The sequence below is a fragment of the Caulobacter sp. ErkDOM-E genome (genome assembly GCF_048541895.1).
Lineage (GTDB): Bacteria > Pseudomonadota > Alphaproteobacteria > Caulobacterales > Caulobacteraceae > Caulobacter.
In genome coordinates this window covers 544,356-565,561 of record NZ_CP183331.1, presented here as the reverse complement: position 1 = coordinate 565,561, position 21,206 = coordinate 544,356, and the positions used below count along the sequence as shown (strand labels likewise).

At 67.7% G+C, this 21,206-nt stretch carries 24 protein-coding genes and 1 pseudogene; 12 read left to right on the top strand and 13 right to left on the bottom strand.

Translation table 11 applies throughout. From position 1 onward, the window contains the following. Window positions 1-39: 39 nt before the first annotated feature. Window positions 40-762, bottom strand: a complete 723-nt coding sequence (locus ACN2C7_RS02805) for a M48 family metallopeptidase (protein WP_419319709.1) — start codon at window positions 760-762, stop codon at window positions 40-42. A 39-nt stretch (window positions 763-801) separates the two neighbouring features. Here ACN2C7_RS02805 and ACN2C7_RS02800 point away from each other — a divergent pair. Further along, window positions 802-963 (top strand): annotated as a pseudogene (locus ACN2C7_RS02800) (hypothetical protein); the annotation flags it as partial. A gap of 30 nt (window positions 964-993) precedes the next feature. Here the strand turns inward: ACN2C7_RS02800 and ACN2C7_RS02795 are convergent. Both ACN2C7_RS02795 and ACN2C7_RS02790 read right to left on the bottom strand, forming a co-directional pair. Then, on the bottom strand, window positions 994-2,256 hold the full coding sequence (locus ACN2C7_RS02795; RefSeq protein ID WP_419319708.1) for a polyhydroxyalkanoate depolymerase: 1,263 nt from the start codon (window positions 2,254-2,256) through the stop codon (window positions 994-996). 79 nt (window positions 2,257-2,335) lie between these two features. After that, window positions 2,336-2,932, bottom strand: a complete 597-nt coding sequence (locus tag ACN2C7_RS02790; RefSeq protein ID WP_419319707.1) for an SCO family protein — start codon at window positions 2,930-2,932, stop codon at window positions 2,336-2,338. A gap of 55 nt (window positions 2,933-2,987) precedes the next feature. Here ACN2C7_RS02790 and ACN2C7_RS02785 point away from each other — a divergent pair, with 55 nt between their 5' ends. Both ACN2C7_RS02785 and ACN2C7_RS02780 read left to right on the top strand, forming a co-directional pair. After that, window positions 2,988-4,388 (top strand): ActS/PrrB/RegB family redox-sensitive histidine kinase, encoded by a 1,401-nt coding sequence (locus tag ACN2C7_RS02785; protein WP_419319706.1) that lies wholly within the window; start codon window positions 2,988-2,990, stop codon window positions 4,386-4,388. Window positions 4,389-4,464: 76 nt separating this feature from the next. Beyond that, the gene (locus ACN2C7_RS02780) at window positions 4,465-5,022 is read left to right on the top strand and encodes an ActR/PrrA/RegA family redox response regulator transcription factor (RefSeq protein WP_419319705.1); all 558 of its coding nucleotides are present in this window, start codon (window positions 4,465-4,467) and stop codon (window positions 5,020-5,022) included. Between the two features lie 137 nt (window positions 5,023-5,159). Here ACN2C7_RS02780 and ACN2C7_RS02775 read toward each other — a convergent pair whose 3' ends face one another. The 4 genes from ACN2C7_RS02775 to ACN2C7_RS02760 all read right to left on the bottom strand — a co-directional run bounded on the left by ACN2C7_RS02775 (window position 5,160) and on the right by ACN2C7_RS02760 (window position 8,080). Further along, window positions 5,160-5,945 carry an SDR family oxidoreductase gene (locus ACN2C7_RS02775; RefSeq protein ID WP_419319704.1) on the bottom strand — a complete coding sequence of 262 codons (786 nt, stop codon included), beginning with the start codon at window positions 5,943-5,945 and terminating at the stop codon, window positions 5,160-5,162. Between the two features lie 146 nt (window positions 5,946-6,091). Next, window positions 6,092-6,961, bottom strand: coding sequence for a hypothetical protein (locus ACN2C7_RS02770; RefSeq protein WP_419319703.1), 870 nt, complete (start codon window positions 6,959-6,961; stop codon window positions 6,092-6,094). Between the two features lie 148 nt (window positions 6,962-7,109). Next, a complete protein-coding gene (locus ACN2C7_RS02765; RefSeq protein WP_419319702.1) occupies window positions 7,110-7,406 on the bottom strand; it encodes a 4a-hydroxytetrahydrobiopterin dehydratase in 297 nt (98 codons plus the stop codon). A gap of 32 nt (window positions 7,407-7,438) precedes the next feature. Then, the gene (locus ACN2C7_RS02760; RefSeq protein WP_419319701.1) at window positions 7,439-8,080 is read right to left on the bottom strand and encodes an HAD-IA family hydrolase; all 642 of its coding nucleotides are present in this window, start codon (window positions 8,078-8,080) and stop codon (window positions 7,439-7,441) included. 145 nt (window positions 8,081-8,225) lie between these two features. Here ACN2C7_RS02760 and ACN2C7_RS02755 point away from each other — a divergent pair, with 145 nt between their 5' ends. Both ACN2C7_RS02755 and ACN2C7_RS02750 read left to right on the top strand, forming a co-directional pair. Next, complete coding sequence (locus ACN2C7_RS02755; RefSeq protein ID WP_419319700.1) at window positions 8,226-8,684, top strand: hypothetical protein; 459 nt, start codon at window positions 8,226-8,228, stop codon at window positions 8,682-8,684. Between the two features lie 76 nt (window positions 8,685-8,760). After that, window positions 8,761-8,865, top strand: coding sequence for a hypothetical protein (locus ACN2C7_RS02750; protein WP_419319699.1), 105 nt, complete (start codon window positions 8,761-8,763; stop codon window positions 8,863-8,865). A gap of 84 nt (window positions 8,866-8,949) precedes the next feature. Here the strand turns inward: ACN2C7_RS02750 and ACN2C7_RS02745 are convergent, their stop codons facing one another. Continuing rightward, complete coding sequence (locus ACN2C7_RS02745; RefSeq protein ID WP_419319697.1) at window positions 8,950-9,405, bottom strand: nucleoside deaminase; 456 nt, start codon at window positions 9,403-9,405, stop codon at window positions 8,950-8,952. Window positions 9,406-9,653: 248 nt separating this feature from the next. Between ACN2C7_RS02745 and ACN2C7_RS02740 the strand changes: the two genes are divergently transcribed. Next, a complete protein-coding gene (locus ACN2C7_RS02740) occupies window positions 9,654-11,078 on the top strand; it encodes a pseudouridine synthase (protein WP_419319695.1) in 1,425 nt (474 codons plus the stop codon). Between the two features lie 30 nt (window positions 11,079-11,108). Here the strand turns inward: ACN2C7_RS02740 and ACN2C7_RS02735 are convergent, their stop codons facing one another. Further along, a complete protein-coding gene (locus tag ACN2C7_RS02735) occupies window positions 11,109-12,089 on the bottom strand; it encodes a CPBP family intramembrane glutamic endopeptidase (RefSeq protein ID WP_419319693.1) in 981 nt (326 codons plus the stop codon). Window positions 12,090-12,216: 127 nt separating this feature from the next. On the opposite strand from ACN2C7_RS02735, the gene rsmD reads away from it, so the two are divergent. After that, window positions 12,217-12,783 carry a 16S rRNA (guanine(966)-N(2))-methyltransferase RsmD gene (gene rsmD / locus ACN2C7_RS02730; RefSeq protein ID WP_419253077.1) on the top strand — a complete coding sequence of 189 codons (567 nt, stop codon included), beginning with the start codon at window positions 12,217-12,219 and terminating at the stop codon, window positions 12,781-12,783. On the opposite strand, the gene ACN2C7_RS02725 is transcribed toward rsmD, so the two are convergent. Next, entirely contained in the window at window positions 12,784-13,059 is a 276-nt protein-coding gene (locus ACN2C7_RS02725) for a YjhX family toxin (protein WP_419319692.1), read from the bottom strand. A gap of 293 nt (window positions 13,060-13,352) precedes the next feature. Next, complete coding sequence (locus ACN2C7_RS02720) at window positions 13,353-13,760, bottom strand: hypothetical protein (RefSeq protein WP_419319691.1); 408 nt, start codon at window positions 13,758-13,760, stop codon at window positions 13,353-13,355. Window positions 13,761-13,879: 119 nt separating this feature from the next. Between ACN2C7_RS02720 and pseB the strand changes: the two genes are divergently transcribed. Then, window positions 13,880-14,917: a UDP-N-acetylglucosamine 4,6-dehydratase (inverting) gene (pseB, locus tag ACN2C7_RS02715; RefSeq protein ID WP_419319690.1), complete on the top strand. Its 1,038-nt coding sequence runs from the start codon at window positions 13,880-13,882 to the stop codon at window positions 14,915-14,917. Further along, the gene (gene pseC, locus ACN2C7_RS02710; RefSeq protein WP_419319689.1) at window positions 14,917-16,083 is read left to right on the top strand and encodes a UDP-4-amino-4,6-dideoxy-N-acetyl-beta-L-altrosamine transaminase; all 1,167 of its coding nucleotides are present in this window, start codon (window positions 14,917-14,919) and stop codon (window positions 16,081-16,083) included. Before pseB ends, pseC begins: the two co-directional genes overlap by 1 nt. On the opposite strand, the gene ACN2C7_RS02705 is transcribed toward pseC, so the two are convergent. Together ACN2C7_RS02705 and ACN2C7_RS02700 are read right to left on the bottom strand one after the other, a co-directional pair. After that, window positions 16,080-16,391 carry an EthD family reductase gene (locus ACN2C7_RS02705; RefSeq protein ID WP_419319688.1) on the bottom strand — a complete coding sequence of 104 codons (312 nt, stop codon included), beginning with the start codon at window positions 16,389-16,391 and terminating at the stop codon, window positions 16,080-16,082. The genes pseC and ACN2C7_RS02705 overlap by 4 nt on opposite strands. Window positions 16,392-16,483: 92 nt before the next feature. Further along, window positions 16,484-18,187: a hypothetical protein gene (locus ACN2C7_RS02700; RefSeq protein ID WP_419319687.1), complete on the bottom strand. Its 1,704-nt coding sequence runs from the start codon at window positions 18,185-18,187 to the stop codon at window positions 16,484-16,486. 238 nt (window positions 18,188-18,425) lie between these two features. Here ACN2C7_RS02700 and ACN2C7_RS02695 point away from each other — a divergent pair, with 238 nt between their 5' ends. From ACN2C7_RS02695 to ACN2C7_RS02685, 3 genes are read left to right on the top strand one after another with little or no spacing between them, the layout of a single operon-like run. Then, a complete protein-coding gene (locus ACN2C7_RS02695; RefSeq protein WP_419319686.1) occupies window positions 18,426-19,133 on the top strand; it encodes a response regulator transcription factor in 708 nt (235 codons plus the stop codon). Continuing rightward, a complete protein-coding gene (locus ACN2C7_RS02690; RefSeq protein WP_419319685.1) occupies window positions 19,108-20,706 on the top strand; it encodes an ATP-binding protein in 1,599 nt (532 codons plus the stop codon). The genes ACN2C7_RS02695 and ACN2C7_RS02690 overlap by 26 nt, the downstream gene beginning before the upstream one ends. Further along, complete coding sequence (locus tag ACN2C7_RS02685; RefSeq protein ID WP_419319684.1) at window positions 20,703-21,137, top strand: HPr kinase/phosphorylase; 435 nt, start codon at window positions 20,703-20,705, stop codon at window positions 21,135-21,137. The genes ACN2C7_RS02690 and ACN2C7_RS02685 overlap by 4 nt, the downstream gene beginning before the upstream one ends. Window positions 21,138-21,206: the final 69 nt, after the last annotated feature.

The window sequence follows — 21,206 nt, the reverse complement described above, 5'->3', positions numbered from 1 at the left end:
TCCCGTCATCCCGGAGCGGCGTGGTCGCCCGGGATGACCTCAGGCCGAGATCGCGTGCAGCTCGGCCGCATGCGCCCGCAGCCAGGCCCTGTGCGGGGCGGGATCGCCCACGAGCCGCTCGCACAGCGCCCAGAACCTGGGCCCGTGATTGGCCTCGACCAGGTGCGCGCATTCATGGGCGGCGACATAGTCGGCCACCGCCGCCGGAGCCAGGATCAGGCGCCAGCTGTAGCGGATGGCGGCCGGCGTTCCAGGCCGCGCCGCCCGGCACGAGCCCCAGCGCGCCTTGGGGTCGGCCACCGCCACCGAGGGCATCGGCCGGCCCAGGGCCTGGGCGTGGATGGCGGTGCGGTCGGTCAGCACGGTCAGGGCCTCGCGCTTGGCCAGCCGCAGCACCTTGAGGCCCCAGTTGGCGTCGTCGGGCGCGACCAGGCGATCGCCGTCGATGCGCGCCCGACCGGGGCCGACCTCGAGCCTGTAGGCCCTGTCGTAAAGCCGCAGGATTCCGCCCGGCGCGACGCTGATCCGCCCTGGCAGGGCGGCCAGTTGGCCGGCGATCCAGGCGGACTTTTCATGGGCGAAGGCGACGGCTTCGGAGAGCCGGCGCGGATTGGGGGCAAGGGCGACCACTTCGGACTTGGCGCGATCGACCCGTAGCGAGATGCGCCGGGCCCGTCCGTCGACCTTCAGCCGCACGGGACAGCCGGCCACGTCCAGCCGGTCGCCGTCGGAAAAGCGCTGAGCAGCGGTAAACAGACCCATGCCCCTACATCGCGGTTGCGTGGGCGGGATGCAAGGTCGGTGCGTGATGCTCGCCCTTGCCCCATTCATCCGTCTTTCCCGCCCTCGTGGCGGGAACCCCTCGTGCCGCCGCAGGTGCGGGAGGGGCGAAGCGCGCGCACTTCGCTTGCGCCTCACGTGTCAGCTGAAACAGGGGTTCCCGCCACAAGGGCGGGAATGACGGAGCTTAAAATTGAGCGCTGTCGAAAAGCCTCAGACCTCGTCGGGGAAGTTGGGATCGCTCTTGCGGATGAACGCCCGCACGCGCGGATAGATCTCCTCGCGGAACCGGCGACCGTTGAAGACGCCATAGTGACCAACGCCGGGCTGGACGTAGTCGGTCTTCATGTCGTCGGGCAGGTTGGGCGTCAGGCCGTGGGCGGCCTGGGTCTGGCCGATGCCGGAGATGTCGTCGTTCTCGCCTTCCACCGTCATCAGGCCGATGTCGGTGATCAGGTCGGGCCGCACCAGCTTGCCGCGATGCATCAGCTCGCCCTTGGGCAGCAGGTGCTGCTGGAAGACGATGTCGATGGTCTGCAGGTAGAACTCTTCGGTCAGGTCCAGGACCGACAGGTACTCGTTGTAGAATTCCAGGTGCTTGTCGGCGCTGTCGCCGTCGCCCTTCACCAGGTCCTGGAAGTAGCGCTTGTGGGCTTCCTGGTGCTTGGCCTTGTTCATGCTCATGAAGCTGGCCAGCTGAACGAAGCCCGGATAGACCCGCCGGCCCGCGCCCACATAGGGCGGCGGCACGGTGTAGATCATGTTGGACTGGAACCAGGCGAAGGGCTTTTCCTCGGCCAGGTTGTTGGTCACGGTCGGCGACAGGCGCGCATCGATCGGCGAGCCCATGAAGGTCATGCTGGCCGGACGCGAAGGGTGATTGTCGGCGGCCATCAGGGCGGCGGCGGCCAGGACCGGCGGGCCGGGCTGGCAGACGGCCACGACATTGGGGCGCGGCCCCAGCACGGCCAGCATCTGGATGATGTGATCGATATAGTCGTGGAAGTCGAAGCGGCCTTCCAGCATCGAGACTTCGCGGGCATTGACCCAGTCGACGATGAACACCGCGTGGTCGGGCAGGAAGGCCTCGACCGTACCCCGGAGCAGCGTCGCGTAGTGTCCCGAGAGGGGCGCGACGATCAGGACGGCGGGATCGAGGCTGAACTTCCCGGCCCGGCGCATGTCGGCCATGTCGCGGTCGAACTGGATGACGCGGGCCCAGGGGCTTTCCCAGACCACGGTGGGGCGCACCCGCACATCGACCTGGCCGACCTTGATGGTGTCGATGTTCCAGGCCGGCTTTCCGTATCGCCGCGTGACGTTCGAGAACAGGTCGGCGCCGGCGTGCATGCGGCGGCCAAGGTCGGTGTTGGCGGCGGGGTTTAGCGGCGAGCCCCAGAAGTCGCGCGCGACACGGGCCGCTTCGCGCAAGGGGGAGGAGGCGTAATAGGCCGCTTCATGAAGGGCGTAGAGCATGGCGCATCCAATATGTTGCGCCGCAGCATAGCATGGCGAAACCTAAGAAAGTCCAACGAAGATGCGCGCCCGCCCGGGATCAGCCCTCGCGCATGGCGTCGTTGATGCGGCGGGCGATGTCTTCCGGCGGCAGGTTGTAGGGGATCACGGTGCGGAAGCGGCCCTTGGGGTCCATCAGATAGATCGCCGTCGAGTGGTCGATCGTATAGCCGGGACCGTCGCCGACCTTGGCGTAATAGACGCGGTAAGCCTTGGCCGCCGCCGCGACCTGCTCAGGCGTTCCCGTCAGGCCAAGCGTCGACTTGGGCACGTAGTCGGCCGTGAGATAGGCCTTCATCTGCTTCACGTCGTCGCGGCCCGGATCGACCGAGACGAAGACGATCCGCAGGTCTTCGGCCTTCTTCGGACCCAGGATGTCGGTGGCCGCCGCCAGGCCCTGCAGGGTGCCGGGGCAAACGTCGGGGCAATAGGTGAAGCCGAAAAACACCGCGCTCCACTTGCCCTTCAGGGCCTTTTCAGTGGTCGGAGCGCCGTTCTGGTCGACCAGTTGGAAGGGTCCGCCCACCGCAGCAGGGCCGCTTGCCGACTTGAACACGCCCCCCCGGAAGGCCAGGCCCGTGGCGAAAATCGCGGCGATGACACAGGCCAGAATCAGGATGATGCGGTGACGAGGCATGGGCATTTTTCCTTTGGCTCTCGCCAGACGCGAAAATCTGGCCTTATCCTGCGACATGGCTGACGTTTCGTTCGCAAGAGCGCCCGACGACCAGCGTCCGAGGGGGTTCGATAAGCCGGGTGAAGACCCGGCGCAAGATGATGGCTGGTCCTGGGCGGCGCCCGGACTGCGTCGCGGACGTCTGCGGGTTCGTTCCTTGCTGGCCCAGCGCTGGCTGGCCGTGGCGGGCCAGACCGCGGCCCTGCTGTTCGTCGGCATGGTGCTCAAGCTGGAGATTCCCTGGGCCCTGTGCTTTTCGCTGATCGCCCTGTCGGCCTGGCTCAATGTGCTGCTGAGCTTGGCCTCGAGCGGTCAAAGGCTGGCCCGCGAGGGCGAGGCCACGGCCCAGATCGCCTTTGACATCCTGCAGCTGTCAGGCCTGCTGTACCTGACCGGCGGGGCGCACAACGCCTTCTGCCTGCTGCTGATCGCGCCCGTCACTCTGGCGGCGGCCACCCTGCCCGCCCGCTACGCCCTGTGTCTGGCGCTGCTGGCCATCGCCAGCACGGTGCTGCTGGCCTTTTTCCACCTGCCGGTGCCCATGGTGGCGGGCGCGCCGCCGATGGTGGAGCCGCCGCTGGCGCAGCAGGCCATCATGATCCTGGCCCGGATCATGGGCATCGTCATCACCGGCGCCTATGCCTGGCAGGCGGCCAGCGAATCCGCGCGGATGGAGCTGGCCCTCAACGTCACCGAGACGGTGCTGGCTCGCGAGCAGAGGTTGTCGGCCCTGGGCGCCCTGGCCGCCGCCGCCGCCCACGAACTGGGCACCCCCCTGGCGACCATCTCGGTGGTCGCCCGCGAAATGGCCCGCAACGCCCCCGACGACCAGACCCGCGAGGACGCCGAGCTGATGATCGGCCAGGCGGCGCGCTGTCGCGAGATCCTGCAGCGCCTGACCGAGATGCCCGAGGCCAAGGACGCCGTGCACGAGCGCATGAGCCTGGTCCAGCTGGTCCAGGACGTCATCGAGCCGCACCTGGTGCACGGCGTGCGCGTCGAGGCCGTGGTCAACGGCCCGTCCGGGGAATCCGCGCCCGACATCTGGCGGCGGCCCGAGGTGATCCACGCGATGACCTCCATCGTCGAGAACGCCGTCGACTTCGCCCGCGCCGAGGTACTGGTCATCGCCCGCTTCGACCCGCGCTCAATCGTCATCGAGGTGCGCGACGACGGTCCCGGCTTTTCGGCCGAGGTGCTGGCCAAGCTGGGCGAGCCCTATGTCACCACCCGTCCGGGGGCCGAGGGCTCGCGCACGGGCCATATCGGCATGGGTCTGGGCTTCTTCATCGCCAAGACCCTGCTGGAACGGACAGGGGCCACGGTGGATTTTCGCAATGGCCGGCGCGGCGGGGCGGTAGTCTCGGCGCGCTGGCCCCGGTCGGCGCTTGAGGCCTCTGGTTACACAGGGGCTTGATGCCTGGCCGGGAAGGACAACATGATGCTTTATCAGTGTACTCGGTTGAGTACGGGCGCGGGGAGGCGCTGAAGTCATGGCGGATATTAGTGAGCTGGTTGCGGCCCTGCCCGACAAGACGCTTCTGCTTCTCGACGACGATGCGCCACTGCGCACGCGCTTGGGACGCGCGCTGGAGCAGCGGGGGTTCGTGGTGACCCTGGCCGCCTCGGTGGCCGAAGCCCTGGCCCTGCTGCGCGTTCACGCCCCCGCCCACGCCGTGCTCGACATGCGGCTGGAGGACGGCACGGGGCTGAAGGTCGTCGAGGCGGTGCGCGACGCCCGGCCTGACGCCAAGATCATCATGCTCACCGGCTATGGCAATATCGCCACCGCCGTGGCGGCCGTGAAGGCCGGGGTGGTCGACTATCTCTCCAAGCCGGCCGACGCCGATGAGGTGGCCCGCGCCCTGCTGGCCGCCAAGGACGCCGCGCCGGTGCCGCCGGACAACCCGATGAGCGCCGACCGCGTGCGGTGGGAGCATATCCAGCGGGTCTATGAAATGTGCGGCCACAACGTGTCTGAGACCGCGCGCCGCCTGAACATGCACCGCCGGACCCTGCAGCGGATCCTGGCCAAGCGAGCGCCGCGGTAAGGGCAAGACAATCCTCCCCCCGACGGGGGAGGTGGTCGCGTAGCGACCGGAGGGGGAAGTGATGCGGAACCCCCGCTGATACTTCCCTCTCCGTCGCCCGTGGCGACACCTCTCCCATCAGGGAGAGGATCTCCAGGTCACATCGCCGAAATGCCGCCGTCGACCTTGATCTCGGCGCCGGTCATGAACTTGCTCTCGTCGCTGGCGAGGTAGAGCACGGCGTTGGCGATGTCGTTGGGCTCGCCGATCCGGCCCAGCGGAACCTGCCGCGCCAGCTTGGCGTGGGCCTCTTCCTTGCCGAACCGGGCGGTAAAACCGTCGAGGATCGGGGTGTCGATGAAGGTCGGGTGGATCGAGTTGGAGCGGATATCCAGCTTCATCTTGGCGCAGTACAGCGCGATGTTCTTGGACAGCAGCCAGACCGCCGCCTTGGAGGCGTTGTAGGCCGGCGAATTGCCATTGGCGATCAGGCCGGCGATCGAGCTCAGATTGATGATCGAGCCCGGCTGATGGGCCCGCATGTGGGTCAGGGCGTGCTTGGCGCCCAGGAAGACCGAGTCGACATTGACCGACATCACCTTCTTCCAGAGGGCAAAATCGAGGCTCTCGATCGGGCCGTCGCCGCCGATGCCGGCATTGTTGACCAGCACCGACAGGCCGCCCATGGCCTGGGTGGCCTTCTCGAGCACCGCGATCCACTCGTCTTCCTGGGTGACGTCCAGCTCGAAGGCGAAGGCCGTGCCGGCGCCGTGCGCGGCGTTGATCTCGTCGGCCACGGCCTGAGCCCCGGCCAGATTGATGTCGGCCAGGCTGACCTTGGCGCCCTGGCTAGCCAGCATGCGCCCGGCCGCCGCGCCCAGACCCTGGGCCCCGCCGGTGATGAAGGCCTTCTTGCCGGCGACCCGGCCCGTGTTCTGCGCCATTTGGCGTCCTCCCAATTATTCAAACATTAGTTTGAACTGGAAGGGGTCGGGGCGGAAGGGGGAAACGGTTGGGGCGGTGTAGGCGACCTGAAGGTCGGGTTTCCAGCACGGAGCGAAGGGCTGATTTCGAGCCTGAGCGGACTTACCTAAATCGAAACCGCATCACTGACATGCGCGGCGCGCACGACGTCAAAGGGGTAGTCCAAGATCAAGAGTGAGCCGCCTTCAAACTCCACCGCGTCGTAGGGTCGCCCGCCCGTGGCGATGCGTGAGACCGGCGTGAGGCTTTCGCCGGATACAATGAGGATGTCGCCGCTGAAGGGCCGAGGCAGCAACCAGTTAGACAATGATTTTGAGAAGCGCGGCACGCCGACAAAGCCTGACGTATTCAACCTGTGTTCTGCGTCATAGAACTGAGGTTGCAGAACCTCCGAAGCGCGAAAGGCCCCCGTCTTCAGGTCGAGGCAACAGAACCTGTCGTAGCAGATAAACCAAAAGTCGCTCCCGACCACGACGGCCTCCGAGGCCCCACCTTGACCCACCAGTAGGGGAAGTAGTTCCGTCGTTCTCGCTACGGGATCAAAGATCGCAACATGTGCGGTCTTGTGAATTGTAACGACCACTCGCTGGCGATCTGGCATGAGAACGGCATTGGTCGGACCGGTCTCTGGATCATGAGACAGAGCCACGTCATCGAGTTTGAAGCGGGCGAAATAGCCTTTTTGTGTATCGACTAGCGCATCGAAGAAGCTGACGGACCAGCTTGCGTCGTGATGGGCCAGTTCGGTCTCGATCAGTTCACGCATCGCGAAATGTGAGGCGGGATCGACAATGGCCACGCCCGTATCATGGCGAAGCAGAAGCGTCCCATCGGGCGCCAGCCTGAAGTTTGCGAACCGCCCGCCAAGATCGAAATGTGTCTCGCGACCGTGCCGGTCAAGAACACGCACTCCTGGTCGGTCACGATACATTCGAACGCTAAAAATGACGCGGTCGCTGTCGATGCGTAGAAGCATTTGATCCGCGCCCTCGGATAAACAGCGACCGCAATAATGGACTATCGAGAGTCCGCTAACCACCCCCACCAGACCATCAGACCATCAGAGCGTCCGCGACCCGGCGGCCCGGCCCAGGGCCTGACGACGGCGCGTGAACGGAGCTTCCCTACCCCGCCGCCGCGTCCATGAACCTGGCCAACGTCACATCTAGCTCCGTCACGCCGTCGGCGTCATGGGTGGTCAGCAGCACCTCGACCCGGTTGTAGACATTGAACCATTCGGGATGGTGGTCGAGCTTGTCGGCCATCAGGGCCACGCGGGTCATGAAGCCGAAGGCGGCATTGAAATCGGCGAACTTGAACGTCTTGGTGATGGCGTCCCCATGAGGGGCAGAGGCCGGCGCGGCGCTCCAGCCCGAAAGCTGCGCAACAGCGGCGGCGGCGCCGATCCGGGGGCGTGACATGGCAGGTCCTGACGCGAAGGGATGATCCCCCTTCAGAACGCCAATCCGGTCGCCTTCGCAAGGTCGGCGAGCAGCTGGTCCTCGCTGGAGACCTTGATCGCGGTCATGCCCAGGGCGGCGGCCGGTTTGCAGTTGACCCCCAGGTCGTCGAGATAGACGCAGTTCTCCGGCGCGACGTTCAGGGCCTCGCACATCATCAGATAGATGCGCGGATCAGGCTTGCGGACCCCGGCCTTGGAGCTTTCGATCACCACCGCGAAATGGCCCATGATCTCACCGACGGCGGCGGCCTTTTCGGCGCTCGAGGCCATGCCCGCGCCATGGCCGGTGGTGACATTGTTGGTGATGCAGCCGACCTTGAACCGCGCCTTGCAGGCCAGCATCGCCGCCAGCACCCGGGGTCGCAGATCGCCGTACAGCAGCGGCAGGACATCGGCGCCGCGCACCGCGTGGCCCAGGCGCGTGGCCTCTTCCAGGAACAAGGCGTCAAAGCCCGCCGCGTCGATCTCGGACCGCTCGAACCGCGCCCAGGCATTGGTGTCAGGATCGGTGGAATTGACCGTGCGGATGAAGTCGGTCGGCAGGCCCCGCTGCGCCTCGTAGCGGCGGAAAGCCTCGAACGGCGAGGTGGTGAAGACACCGCCGAAATCCCAGATCACCGCCTCGATCGCCATGCAGTCCTCAAACAGTTGTTTGATCGACGGTAGGGCGCGGCTCGACGCGAGGCAAGCGCCTGCGGTGACGCTCCGTTCGCGCGCCGGGTGAACCCGCAGGCCGTTAACCTTTGTTAATGCTTTGCTGCCAGTCCAGGAGCGTTCCATGATCTTTTCCCGCCTGTCCTTCTGTCTCGCCGCAGCCGGCGCCCTGCTCGCCGGCGCCGCCATGGCCGCAGGTTCCGATCAGGGCCTGAGGGGCGGACCGCCGATGTCGCGACCCGGACTACCGCTGGATCCGGAGCTGCTGCCGCCCAACACCGGGCCCGGCGATTGCGTGACCCGGCGGATCACCGGCCCCGGCGGCGCCTATCGCTGGGACCGCGTGGAATGCGACGGGCAACGCGGCTGGTCCGGCCTTGACCCGTGGGGTTATGGCCACCGACCGCTTGAGGTCGAGACCCTGCCGGCCCATCACGCCGATCGCTACGGCGGCGGCCACGATCCGCGCGCCCACGACCGGCGGGAAGACCGCTACGGCCCCGGCCCCTCGCGGTTTACCGAGTACCGCGTCGCCGGCCGCGACGCCGACGGCTTCCTGGTCTGGCCCGGAAAACGACCCTGACCTTTGACCCTAACCTTGGCCTGAGCCTTGCGGGCGGTCCTTCCCGACGAACCAATTTGGGACGGGGGACCTGAACATGCGCACGCCAACCAAGCCATTCTTCAAACGCTACGAACTGATCGCCATCGCCGCCTTCGTAGTGGCCGCCATCGGCATCAGCAGCCTCGGCATCGTCTACTAGGGACCTTCCGGCCAGGCGTCCTGGCGCCGGAATGGAACAGGACCGCCCGGCCCGCGCCTTGTGCCAGGGCGTGTAGAGGCGTGATCAGGTCGCTGGCTTTGGCCGCCCCCGCCGTTCGCGGAAGAAGCCCCGCAGCAGGTCGGCGCTTTCCTGGGCCATCACCCCGCCCGTCACCTCCGGCCGCCAGTGGCAGGTCGGCTGGGCGAAGAAGCGCGGGCCGTGAACCACGGCGCCGCCCTTGGGATCTTCGGCTCCGAACACCACCCGTCCGATCCGCGCATGGCTGATCGCGCCAGCGCACATGGCGCAGGGCTCCAGAGTCACGACAAGCGTCAGATCGGTCAGCCGATAGTTTTCCAGCTTGGCAGCCACCTGCCGCATCACGGCGATCTCGGCATGCGCCGTCGGGTCATGGGCAGCGATCGGACCGTTGCCGGCGACGCCCAGGATCTCGCCGCTCTTGGGATCAAGGATCACCGCCCCGACCGGCGTCTCGCCGCGCGCGGCGGCGGCGCGGGCTTCGTCCAGGGCGATGGCCATGGCGGCTTCATCGGTCAGGCGCAGAGGATCGGAAATGGTCTAGCCCTCCAAGGCCAGCAAGGTGACGCGGCGGGCCTGAAGACAGCGAAGCCGCAGCGCAGACTTCAGGGTCGCCTCGAAGATCACCGACTTTCAGTATGTCATTTTCAGAACGGCGCAAACGCCGCAACCTTGATCCTGACCGCGTTCGGTGCGCATTTGCCGTCCAGCCCATCGAGAGATGCGCCCTGCCCTTCGAAGGACCGACCATGAGCGACTTGCCCCCCAACACGCCCCACGACCCTCTGTACGAGCCCGGTCACGATGGCGACCTCGACGATCCGTCGACGGGCGAGCGCGTCGCCAAGGCCCTGGCCCGCGCGGGTGTGGCCTCGCGGCGCGAGGTCGAGCGGCTGATCGAGGCCGGCCGCGTCGCCATCAATGGCAAGGTCCTGACCACCCCGGCGGTAAAGGTGGGTCCCGGCGACTTCCTGACCGTCGACGGCAAGCTGGTGGCCGAGCGCGAGCCGACGCGGCTGTTCCGCTACAACAAGCCCACCGGTCTGATGACCACCCACAACGATCCCAAGGAACGCCCGACGGTGTTCCAGGCCCTGCCGCGCGAGCTGCCGCGCCTGATCTCGGTGGGGCGCCTTGACCTGAACTCCGAAGGCCTGCTGCTGCTGACCAATGACGGCGAGCTGTCGCGCAAGCTGGAAGCGCCCAACAACGGCTGGGTGCGCCGCTATCGCGTCCGCGCCTTTGGCCATACCGATCAGGCGCGGCTGGACCGGCTGAAGGACGGCGTCACCATCGAGGGCGTGCGCTATGGCCCGATCGAAGCCAAGGTCGACAAGGCCCAGGACAAGGCCGGCGGCGGCAAGAACATCTGGATCACCATCTCGCTGACCGAGGGCAAGAACCGGGAAATCCGCCGGGTGCTCGAGCATCTGGACCTGAAGGTCAATCGCCTGATCCGCCTCTCCTATGGCCCGTTCGCCCTGGCCACCCTGATGCCGGGCCAGGTGGAAGAAGTCGGCCCCCGGGTGATCCGCGAGCTGCTGGCCGGGCTGGTGGCCGAGGAAGACATGCCCACCGGCGACAAGCCGCAATTCATGGGCGTGGCCGATCCTCTGCACGCGCCGGGCACCGCCAAGGGCGGCGAACTGCAGCGCCGGGCCATCAAGTCCGCGCCCCTGCCCAAGGTTCTCGAACCCGGTGAGCGGACGCTGGAAAAGCCGGTCTACAAGGCCGGCTGGGCCAAGCCGAAAAAGAAGGTCGTGATCGCCGGCGTCAAGCCGATCAAGCGCGCGCCCAAGTCCATCGAGAGCAAGATGATCGGCCCCAAGCCGGACCATCTGGCCCCGCGTGGGGCCAAGGCCGCGACGGGCCCCAAGTCGTTCGGGTCCAAGGCGGCGGGCGGCGTGGCCGGGGCCAGGTCCTTCGACAAGGCGGCGGCCGGCAAGCCCTCATCGGCGAAGCCGGCGCGCGCCGGTGGTTTCGACGCCCGTTCAGCCGAACCGGGCAAGACAGGCGCGAAGGCGTTCGCCAGGCCCGCAAGCGCGGGCGGCAAGCCCTACAGCAAGCCCGGCGCGAAGCCGGCCGCCGAGACGTCGTCCCGCTCGGCCCCCGCTGCCTTTGAGACCAGGCCGGGCGCGCCGCGTCCGTACAAGGGTCCCAAAAAGCCACGCTAGGCTTGGGCGTCGTCGGCCCTTGCGCCGGCGTTAGATCGTGGCCGTGTCGCGGCTGCCAAACCAGCGGGTGACGATGGGCCAGCGCACCACCGCTTCGGCCAGCAGGGCGTAGCCGGCCCCGATCCCGACCGCGCCGACCAGTGAGGTCAGCTGGAACGGATGCAGCGCCTCGGGGGTCAGGGACAGGGGGCGTAGCAGCAGCAGGATGACGATGTTGTTGGCCGCGTGGGCGCCGATCGCCAGCTCGATGCCGCCGGTGCGCAGGGTCATCCAGGTCAGACCCGCGCCCATGGCCGCCCGGATCAGGAAGGCGCCGGGATTGGGGTCAAAGTGGATCAGCGCGAACAGCAGACCATTGACCGCCATCAGGATCACCGGACTGCGCGTGAATGCGCCGGCGTGCTTCAGCAGCCAGCCCCGGAACACGATCTCCTCGGCGGCGGCGGCGATCACCAGCAGCATGATGGCGAAGCCGGCATAGGTGGCGCGCCCCAGGCTTGTCGAGGCCAGCGCCAGGATCGGCGGCGTCGGCGCGCCCGCGCCCGCGCCCAGACTGGCGGCGGCGATTACCAGCGCCACCATGATCGCGCCCACCAGAACCAGCCCCGCAACCAGCAGACGGGTGCGAAAGACACCGCCCACGACGGCATAGCCACGGATCGGCCGATGGCTCAGCCCAGCGCTCACGGCGACGAAGGCCAGGGCGGCGGCGCCATTGACCCCGGCCAGCACCGACAGCAGGAACAGCGAAGCTAGACCCTCGGTCTCGGCCCGGGCCGGCTGGTCGAACACGGCAAACAGCGCGGCGGCAGCCGGCGCGCCGTCAAGGCCGCTGACCACCACCATCACCAGCAGGCAGGCAGAGGCCGCGCCCAGCACGGCGGCGGCGACGGCGGCCAGCACGCCTACCGGGACTGCGACGGCCAGACGGCGCGCGTCGCGATCATAGGGCGTCAGGTCGGCGAGAAACCTCGACTCCCGCATCGCTTCGAAGATCGCCGCTATCGCCATCGCGTTTTCTGACACCCCTGTTCTTGGAGCGACTAAGAGAGCGCCCATCAAAACTTGTAAAGCGTCCGGCTTGCCGTGGCCCCGCAACAGCGGCACACACGCCGATCCAGACAGGGATTGCAGCTCAATGCGCATCGTTTCCGGCCAGTATCGCGGCAAGGCCATCGTCGCCCCGCCCGGCGACGCCACCCGGCCGACCTCCGACCGCGCGCGCCAGGCGGTGTTCAACATCCTGGAACACGCCGCCTGGGCGCCGGAGTTGCACGGCGCGCGCGTCGTCGACCTGTTCGCCGGCTCGGGCGCCCTGGGACTGGAAGCCCTGTCGCGCGGCGCGGCCTTCTGCCTGTTTGTCGAGACCGCCGATCCGGCGCGCGGCGCGATCCGCGAGAACATCGACGCCATGAATCTGTTCGGCGTCACCCGCGTGCATCGCCGTGACGCCACCGATCTTGGCCTGCCGCCGTCCAGCGTCGGCGCGCCTTTCGACATCGCCTTCCTGGATCCGCCCTACGCCAAGGGCCTGGGCGAGAAGGCCCTGGCCCAGTTGCTGGCCCATGGCTGGCTGAAGCCCGGGGCCATCGTGATGTTCGAGCGCGGCCGCGACGAGCCCGAGCCCGCCACGCCGGGCTTCACGGTCTTGGACACGCGCGACTATGGCGCCGCGCGTGTCCTGTTCCTCAAGGTCGCCGAGTAACTACCAGCCGCGCGCGGTGACGCGGTTGTCCAGCTGCGACCTCAGGCTGACGGCGCCCTCCCGCGTGATGCGGTAGGGGCCGCCGCCGCTGCTGGCGATCAGTCGACGCTTCTTCAGCGCCTTGAAGACGCCCAGGGAGCAGTCGCTCAGCCGCCAGCCCTCGCGGGTGATGCAGTCGACGTCGACCAGGCGGCCATGGTCGTCGCGTACGGGTTCGATACGGGCGCCCTGCGCCAGGGCGTGCAGCGTGCGTTGCTGCGCTTTGGAGATGTTCAAGGAGATTGTCCGAGGATCGAGGCGTGGGAACGCAAACCCCCGGATCTCGGAGAGACCCGCTCATTCTCGGAGTGCGGACACGACTGGGCGCATCCGCAGGGGCTGCGGACGGATCAGGGCCTGATCGACTGGCGAACCGGAGGGTTCGGAGCCTGCTAGGCCCGGGCCTCGCTTACAATCTCGGACATAAAACCACCGTTGGAGTGACGGGCCATCCTAGCTCCAGGATGCCGAAACTCAAGCCCATCCCATGGCCGCCCGGCCCGGTGCAGGCCGCGGAAGCGCAGGATGGATCAGTTCATGAGCGCCGAGCCCAGCAGCACCCGGCTGCCGGACTTGCCCAGCACCTTGTCGGCGGTCTTCTGCATTTCCCGCGACAGGTAGTCGACGTCCGGCGGATCGCCGCGCCGCATGCCCGAGGCGTAGGTCATCAGCACCTGGGCGAAGGCGGCGCGCAGGCGTGGCTCCGACTGCTGGGCGCGCTCCATCAGCTTGGGGTCCTTGGCCTCGATGCCGGCTTCAAGCGTCAGCACGCCGCGTCGCCCATCCCGCCGCAGGGCGACCGCAGTCAGGGGCTTGAAGGCGAAATAGGTGACTGGCGCCTTCTCCTCCTTCTTGGCGGAACTGGCCAAGGCCGGAGACGCCGAGGCCGCCAGGACGCTGGCAAGGACGAGCGGAAGAAGGGTCAGGGCGCGGCGCATGCGGTATGCTTAGCAAGACGTGGTTGACGTCCTCTTTACGCCTAGGCGCGACAAAGGAGCGTTAACCACGAATCGCAATCCTCGCGACTCTTCGCGGCGGGGGCGGTAGGAGGCTGAACTTGGGCCGTTTTTTCCCGAAAACCCTCGATCTCGACGGCAAGGTGATCCTGATCACCGGCGGCACCGGCTCTTTTGGCCGACGGTTCATCGAGACGGTTCTGAAGCTCTCGAACCCGCGGAAGGTCATCGTCTACTCCCGCGACGAATTGAAGCAGAGCGACATGCAGATGGAGCTGCGCGAGCAGTTCGATGACGCGACCTATGCCAAGATGCGCTTCTTTCTGGGCGACGTGCGTGACCGCGAACGCCTGACCCTGGCCCTGCGCGGGGTCGACATCGTCATCCACGCCGCCGCCCTCAAGCAGGTGCCGGCGGCCGAATACAACCCGTCCGAGTGCATCCACACCAACATCATGGGTGCCGAGAACGTGGTCTGGGCCAGCCTGGCCAATGGCGTCAAGAAGGTGGTCGCCCTGTCGACCGACAAGGCCTGCAACCCGATCAATCTGTACGGGGCCACCAAGCTGGCTTCGGACAAGACCTTCGTGGCCGCCAACAACCTGTCGGGCGATATCGGCACCCGCTTCGCGGTGGTCCGCTATGGCAATGTCGTCGGCTCGCGCGGCAGCGTCGTGCCGCTGTTCAAGCGCCTGCTGGCCAACGGCGCCACCGAGCTGCCGATCACCGACGCGCGCATGACCCGCTTCTGGATCACCCTGAACGAGGGGGTGAACTTCGTGCTCTCGTCGCTGGACCTGATGCGCGGCGGCGAAATCTTCGTGCCCAAGATCCCGTCGATGACCATGCCCGATCTGGTGAAAGCCATGTCGCCGACCGCCGGGGTCAAGGTCATCGGCATCCGGCCGGGCGAGAAGCTGCACGAGATGATGATCAGCGCCGACGACGCGCGCGCCACCGTGGAGCTCTCCGACCGCTATGTGATCGAGCCCACCTTCGTCGAATATCCGCGCAAGCGCTTTGGCCCCGAGGACGGCGCCAAGCCGGCCGAGGAAGGCTTCTGCTACAGCAGCGACAACAATGACGACTGGCTGTCGGCGCAGGGCCTGCTGGCCATGCTGGAGGAAAAGGCGCGCTGATGACGGGCGCCCCGTTCCTCCCCTACGGTCGCCAGACCATCGAGGACGACGACGTCGCCGCCGTCGCGGCCGCCCTGCGCTCTGATTTTCTGACCACCGGCCCGACGGTCGAGGCCTTCGAGACCGCCTTCAAGACCAAGGTCGGGGCCGAGCACGCCATCGCCGTTTCCAACGGCACCGCCACCCTGCACCTGGCCATGCTGGCCCTGGGCGTCGGCGAGGGCGATGTCTGCATCGCGCCGTCGATCACCTTCCTGGCGACCGCCAACTGCGCCCGCTATGTCGGGGCCGAGGTGGTGTTCGCCGACGTTGATCCGCATTCAGGCCTGATGACCCCCGACACCCTGGCCGCCGCTCTGGCGCGGTGCGGCGACAGGCCGGTCAAGGCGATCCTGCCCGTGCACCTGCGCGGCGATGTCTGCGACCTGCCGGCGATGCGCGGCATGGCCAGCGCGGCCGGGGCGGTGCTGGTGGAAGACGCACCCCACGCTCTGGGCTCGGTCGCCACCTTTGACCGGGTGGAGCACCCGGTCGGCGACGGCGCTTACTCAGCTTTTGCCAGCTTCTCGTTCCACCCGGTCAAGACGCTGGCCACCGGCGAGGGCGGCATGCTGACCACCAACGACGCCGACCTCGCGGCGCGGGCCCGGTCCCTGCGCGGTCACGGCATGGTGCGGCCGCCGGGGGCGGATCCCTGGTGGTACGAGATGCCGGAGATCGGCTTCAACTATCGCATCCCCGACGTGCTTTGCGCCCTGGGCCTGTCGCAGCTGGCCAAGCTGGACCGCTTCGTCGCGCGCCGCCGGGCCCTGACCGCGCTCTATGTCGAACGGCTGGAGGCGCTGTCGCCCCGCGTGCGCCTGGCGACCAGCCCGGACTATTCCGACGCGGCCCTGCACCTGCTGACCGTGCTGATCGATTTCGACGCCCTGGGGATCACCCGCCGGATGGTGGTCGATGGCCTGAAGGCTCACGGCGTCGGCACGCAGGTTCACTACATTCCGGTGCACCAGCAGCCCTATTACGCGAAGCGCTACGGCGCGCTCGACCTGCCCGGCGCCCAGGCCTGGTACGACCGCTGCCTGACCCTGCCGCTCTATCCGACCATGGCCGACAGCGATGTGGATCGCGTGGTCGAAGCGCTGGGCAGGGTGTTGCCCCGCTAGACCAGCGCGCTGACCTGGGCGATCGGCTGGAGGTTGGTGAACTTGGCCACATCGGCCAGCACCTCGGCGGCGCGGGGCCCGCCCATCGAGGCCTGCAGGGCGGCGGCGTCGCGGAACGCCAGATGCGCCATCGCGATGAAGGGTGCGGGGCCGCCATCGCCCGCCGACAGACCCTTGAACACCTGCACACCCGTCAGGCCGGTCGAGGCGAAGGCCTCGTGGACCAGCGGGATATGGGTGGCATTGTAATAGTCATGGTCGAAATGCGCGCCGTCGGCCGCCGCATAGAGCACGCTGAAGATCACCATGTGTCCATCCCCGGGTCGCCGCTGCCCTGTTGGCGCGGCTCTGGACCCAGCTTAGGCATCCCCGGGCGTGTCGCAAGCCGCGCAGGCGCGCGTCAGGCGGCCTGGGCGCTCTGCATCAGGCCCCTGAGCAGATCCATGGTCGCCGGTGAGGCCGCCAGTTCCTCGCGGGCCGCCGGATCTCGGGCCAGCTTGAAGGCTTCCATCTTGGCCCGGTCGGCCACCGGCCCTGTGGGGCCAGCCTCGCCCGTGGCCAGCTTGACCAGCAGGGCCAGGCGATGAGCCAGCGGCGCCGGGGCGCGGACCAGCATGGCCAGCAGCCGGCTGTCGATCTCGACCTGCGAACCCAGTTCGCCGAGCTTGTTGCACAGGGGTTCGTAGTCTTCGCGCACCAGGCCCGACCGCGTGACGGTCTTTTGCAGGCCGGCCAGCGCCGCCAGCTTCGAGGCCGGCGAATCGGGGCCCTGCCGCAGTTCCTTTTCGAACCGCAGGGCGGTGATGTTGGCGCTCAGCCAGCGGGCTGCCTGACGCTTGTTGACCGCGCCCATGACGTTCTCGGCCAGGCGGATCAGGATCACCACCTCCTCGCGGGCCGAGCGGTCGCGCCCGAGCAGGGCCTCGATGAACTCGCCGTTGAGCAGGGTCTTGGAACGGACGGTGAAGGCGGCCTGGATGTCTTCAGGCGGCAGAATGCGTCCGGCGGCGGCCGTCAGGCTCATGGCCAGGGCCCGCAGAAATTCGATCTCGGCCTCGGCGTCGGTGGGCTTGAGCCGGCGCACGCCGTTCAGTTCGGCCAGCACCCGCTTGGCGATCGAGGCGCGGACAGGGGCGAAATGATCGCCGCTGAGCCATTCGCTCAGGCGCTTGGCGGTGCCCGACAGCTCGGGCATGCAGGCGCGGACCTGGGCCTGCATGCGGATCAAGGCCTCGACCTGGGCGCCGCCCGTCAAGCGGGTCATGGCCGCCAGGGTGGATCCAAGATCGTTGGCCGTGCCCAGCAGGTCGGCCATGCCGGCGCGCGAACCGATGATCTCGGCCAGGGGCTGTTCGATGGCGTGCAGGGCCAAGGCGCGGGGACCCGGTTCGGTCGGGGCGGCGTCGGCCAGATCCAGCAGGCGGGCGATCTTGTCGGACCAGCTGACGCCGGGTGCGATCGAGGCGGCGACGCCGGCCCCCAGCAGGAAGGCGCGGTCAGGGTCGGTGGCCAGGCGCGTGGCGGCCTTGGCGAACCCTTCCTTGTCGAGGTCCGGCAGTTGGCCCTTCTTGAAGGCCTTCATCAAATTGGCGACCGAGCGCTCGACCAGACCCTGGAAGGTGCGGATCAGTTCGTGGACCGACATCCCCCGCGCTTCGGCCTCGGGAATGGCGATCTTTTGCAGGGCGTGCTGCAGGTCGGTGCCGGAGGCTTCCAGCTTCTCGACCAGGTCGGGGCGGTGCAGCAGTTCGAACGGCGTGGCGTTGTGCCGGGCCAGCCAGCCCTCGAGCAGGCGACCGATCCGGTCGCGGGCGTGGGCGGTATAGAGATCTGCCGGCTGGACGCAGAGGGGATCGAGATCCTCGACCTCCTTCTTGGGCTTGCCGCCATCGACCATGCCCTTGGTGAAGATGGCGATGGATCTGTATTCGCCGGACTCGCGGTCCAGGGTTTCCTTGCTGACCCGAACGGCGACGGCGCGGCCCGAGGTCAGGCATTCCTCGGCGTTCTGGAGCGCAGCCGTGCGAACTTCCGTGGCCATTTCCAGGACCCACTGTGCGCCGGCCTTGCGGCGCACGAAAAGTTCGTAATGGACATCACTCATGGGCTAGGGGCTCCCGTAGCCTTGGTTATCGGCTACAACACCTTAAAGCGAGGTTGAGGCGCGTCGTTCGCGCTGAAGCAGGGCGGTCCTGGAAGCTTCAGCCGCAATCGCGCCACGCTGGGGCCGCAAAGGGCGGCGACACCCCTTTGGGAAAGCTTTGCCGCGCGATGCGTTGAAGCGACTGCGGGGGGTCGATAGGATCGCCTCAAGACGAAGGTTGAAGGATCAGACAGGCTCCATGGCCGCTATCACGCTCATAGACGACGACGAGAATATCGTCGCTTCGGTCTCGCTGGCCCTCGAAAGCCACGGCCACACAGTTAAGGCCTATTACGATGGCGCCTCGGGCCTTGAGGCCGTCGAGAGCCAGGCGCCCGACCTGGTCATCCTGGACGTCAAGATGCCGCGCATGGACGGCATGGAAGTTCTGCGCCGCCTGCGCCAGACCTCCGAGATCCCGGTCATCATGCTGACCTCGAAGGACGACGAGATCGACGAGATCCTCGGCTTCAATCTCGGCGCCGACGACTACATGCACAAGCCGTTCAGCCAGCGCCTGCTGCTGGAACGCGTGAAGGCCGTGCTGCGCCGGGCCCGTCCCGAGGACGAGGAACCGTCGATCGCCGCAGGCCTGGCGGGCTCCAAGATGATGAAGCGCGGCAAGCTGACCCTGGACCCCGCACGCCACGACAGCCTGTGGGAAGGCAAGCCCGTCCGCCTGACCGTCACCGAGTTCCTGCTGCTGCAGTCCCTGGCCCAGCGCCCCGGCTTCGTGAAGAGCCGCGACAACCTGATGGACGCCGCCTACGACGATCAGGTCTATGTCGACGACCGCACGATCGACAGCCACATCAAGCGGATGCGCAAGAAGTTCCGCCAGGTCGATCCCGAGTTCGACTCCATCGAGACCCTGTACGGCGTTGGCTATCGTTATCGCGAAGCCTGACGCCGGCGCGCCACGGCGTCGCTGGTCGTGGCCGCGCGGTTCGCGTCTGGGCCGGCTGATCATTGGTCTGAATGTGCTGGCGCTGGCGATCCTGGTGATCGGGGCGCTGGTGCTTAATGAACTGCGCAGTGGTCTGGTCAACGCCCGGGTCGAAAGCCTGACCACCCAGGGCGACCTGATCGCCAAGGTCATCGACCAGCTGGCCACCGAGGGCGAGCCCGAGCCGGCGCTGAACGCCGAAGCGGCCAGCGCCATCTTCCAGCTGCTGTTCATTCCGAGCTCGCAGCGGGCGCGACTGTTCGACGCCGACGGCAATGTGCTGGCCGACAGCTTCATGGTCGCCGACCGCGTGGAATGGAAGGTCCTGCCCCCGGCGCGCAAGCCCGGCGACAAGGACGCCGCCGCCCGCGACGATCCCGCTGACAAGGCCAAGGCGGCCAAGGCGAGCCAGGGCCTGTCCAACGAGCTGGCCCAGGCCCTGCGCGGCTCTCCGGTGGCGGGTACGCGGATGTCGGAGAACGGCGAGCGGGTGGTTTCGGTGTCGATCCCGATCCAGCACGTGCGAGCGGTGCTCGGCGTTCTCACCCTGGAGGTCGGCGACGTCGATTCGATCATCGCCGCCCAGCGCCGCGCCCTGCTTCCCTTCATCCTGGTGGCGATCAGCGCCACCCTGATCTCGTCGATCCTGCTGCACCGGCTGATCGCCGAGCCGGTGATGCGCCTGGCCCGCGCCGCCGACCGGGTGCGTCTGGAGGGCGCGCGCGCCATCTCCCTGCCCGACATCGCCAAGCGTCAGGACGAGATCGGCGACCTGTCCCGCGCGCTCGAGGAGATGACCCATTCGCTGTCCGAGCGCATGGACGGGATCGAGCGCTTCGCCGCTGACGTGGCCCACGAGATCAAGAACCCCCTGACCTCGATCCGCTCGGCCATCGAGACCCTGGATCTGGTCTCCGACCCCGTCGCCCGGGCCCGGCTGCTGGCCATTCTGCAGAACGACGTCAACCGGCTGGACCGGCTGGTCACCGACATCTCCAACGCCTCGCGCCTGGACGCAGAGCTGTCGCGCGAGGCGCCCAAGGCGCTGGATCTGGCCAAACTGCTGGCCGAGGTCGCCAGTCTGTACGAGGCCCAGCTGCGCCCCGGCGACGCGCCCGGCAGCGTGCGGGTCAGCGTCTCGACCGGCGATCCGCTCGCGCCGGCCAGGCTGATGGCGCGCGAGACCCCCATCGGCCAGGTGTTCCGCAACCTGATCGACAATGCCCGCTCGTTCAGCCCCGCCGACGGCGAGGTCCGCGTCGTCCTGACACGGACGCGCGGCCGGCTGGTCACCACGATCGACGACGACGGCCCCGGCATACCGGCCGAGAACCTCGAGACCATTTTCGAGCGCTTCTACACCTCACGGCCCAAAGGCAAGGCGTTCGGCGGCAATTCGGGCCTTGGCCTGTCCATCGCCCGCCAGATCGTCGAGGCCCATGGCGGCGAGCTGAAGGCAGAGAACCGGGTCGACGCCGACGGCGCCCTGCTGGGGGCGCGCTTCACCGTCGACCTGCCGGAATCGCGCGAGTGATCCGCCACGCCGGCCTGATCGCCCTGCGCCGCGACGGACTCTGGCGCGGCGCCCTGATCGAGGGTCCCTCAGGCGTCGGCAAGAGCGATCTGGCCCTGCGCGCCGTCGAATCAGGCTTCGCCCTGGTGGCTGACGACCGCACGGTCGTCTTCGCCTCGGGCGGCCAGCTTTATGGCAAGGCCCCTGATTCTCTGTCCGGCCTGATCGAGATTCGGGGTCTGGGCGTCGTCCCCACCCCCGTCATCGGCTTCGCCCGGATCGCCCTGCTCGTGCGGTGCGTTGACGCGTCCAGCGGCGTCGAACGCCTGCCGCAGCCCCGTTTCGAGACCCTCTGCGGCGTGAGCGTTCCCGTTTTCGACCTGTGGCCCCTGGAACCCGCTGCGCCCGCGAAAATCAGACGCATGCTGGAGCATCTTGGAGTCGCTCTCTAACGAGCGTATCAAGTGCGCCCGCGCGGCTCCTCCCGGCCGCCACGGGTTATGGGGATCCCGGTTGAGACA

Bases quoted from the DNA above. Each gene is read 5' to 3' on its own strand.
- ACN2C7_RS02805 (WP_419319709.1), bottom strand. From the start codon at position 762: ATGGGTCTGTTTACCGCTGCTCAGCGCTTTTCCGACGGCGACCGGCTG.
- ACN2C7_RS02795 (WP_419319708.1), bottom strand. From the start codon at position 2,256: ATGCTCTACGCCCTTCATGAAGCGGCCTATTACGCCTCCTCCCCCTTG.
- ACN2C7_RS02790 (WP_419319707.1), bottom strand. From the start codon at position 2,932: ATGCCTCGTCACCGCATCATCCTGATTCTGGCCTGTGTCATCGCCGCG.
- ACN2C7_RS02785 (WP_419319706.1), top strand. From the start codon at position 2,988: ATGGCTGACGTTTCGTTCGCAAGAGCGCCCGACGACCAGCGTCCGAGG.
- ACN2C7_RS02780 (WP_419319705.1), top strand. From the start codon at position 4,465: ATGGCGGATATTAGTGAGCTGGTTGCGGCCCTGCCCGACAAGACGCTT.
- ACN2C7_RS02775 (WP_419319704.1), bottom strand. From the start codon at position 5,945: ATGGCGCAGAACACGGGCCGGGTCGCCGGCAAGAAGGCCTTCATCACC.
- ACN2C7_RS02770 (WP_419319703.1), bottom strand. From the start codon at position 6,961: ATGCTTCTACGCATCGACAGCGACCGCGTCATTTTTAGCGTTCGAATG.
- ACN2C7_RS02765 (WP_419319702.1), bottom strand. From the start codon at position 7,406: ATGTCACGCCCCCGGATCGGCGCCGCCGCCGCTGTTGCGCAGCTTTCG.
- ACN2C7_RS02760 (WP_419319701.1), bottom strand. From the start codon at position 8,080: ATGGCGATCGAGGCGGTGATCTGGGATTTCGGCGGTGTCTTCACCACC.
- ACN2C7_RS02755 (WP_419319700.1), top strand. From the start codon at position 8,226: ATGATCTTTTCCCGCCTGTCCTTCTGTCTCGCCGCAGCCGGCGCCCTG.
- ACN2C7_RS02750 (WP_419319699.1), top strand. From the start codon at position 8,761: ATGCGCACGCCAACCAAGCCATTCTTCAAACGCTACGAACTGATCGCC.
- ACN2C7_RS02745 (WP_419319697.1), bottom strand. From the start codon at position 9,405: ATGGCCATCGCCCTGGACGAAGCCCGCGCCGCCGCCGCGCGCGGCGAG.
- ACN2C7_RS02740 (WP_419319695.1), top strand. From the start codon at position 9,654: ATGAGCGACTTGCCCCCCAACACGCCCCACGACCCTCTGTACGAGCCC.
- ACN2C7_RS02735 (WP_419319693.1), bottom strand. From the start codon at position 12,089: ATGGCGATAGCGGCGATCTTCGAAGCGATGCGGGAGTCGAGGTTTCTC.
- rsmD (WP_419253077.1), top strand. From the start codon at position 12,217: ATGCGCATCGTTTCCGGCCAGTATCGCGGCAAGGCCATCGTCGCCCCG.
- ACN2C7_RS02720 (WP_419319691.1), bottom strand. From the start codon at position 13,760: ATGCGCCGCGCCCTGACCCTTCTTCCGCTCGTCCTTGCCAGCGTCCTG.
- pseC (WP_419319689.1), top strand. From the start codon at position 14,917: ATGACGGGCGCCCCGTTCCTCCCCTACGGTCGCCAGACCATCGAGGAC.
- ACN2C7_RS02705 (WP_419319688.1), bottom strand. From the start codon at position 16,391: ATGGTGATCTTCAGCGTGCTCTATGCGGCGGCCGACGGCGCGCATTTC.
- ACN2C7_RS02700 (WP_419319687.1), bottom strand. From the start codon at position 18,187: ATGAGTGATGTCCATTACGAACTTTTCGTGCGCCGCAAGGCCGGCGCA.
- ACN2C7_RS02695 (WP_419319686.1), top strand. From the start codon at position 18,426: ATGGCCGCTATCACGCTCATAGACGACGACGAGAATATCGTCGCTTCG.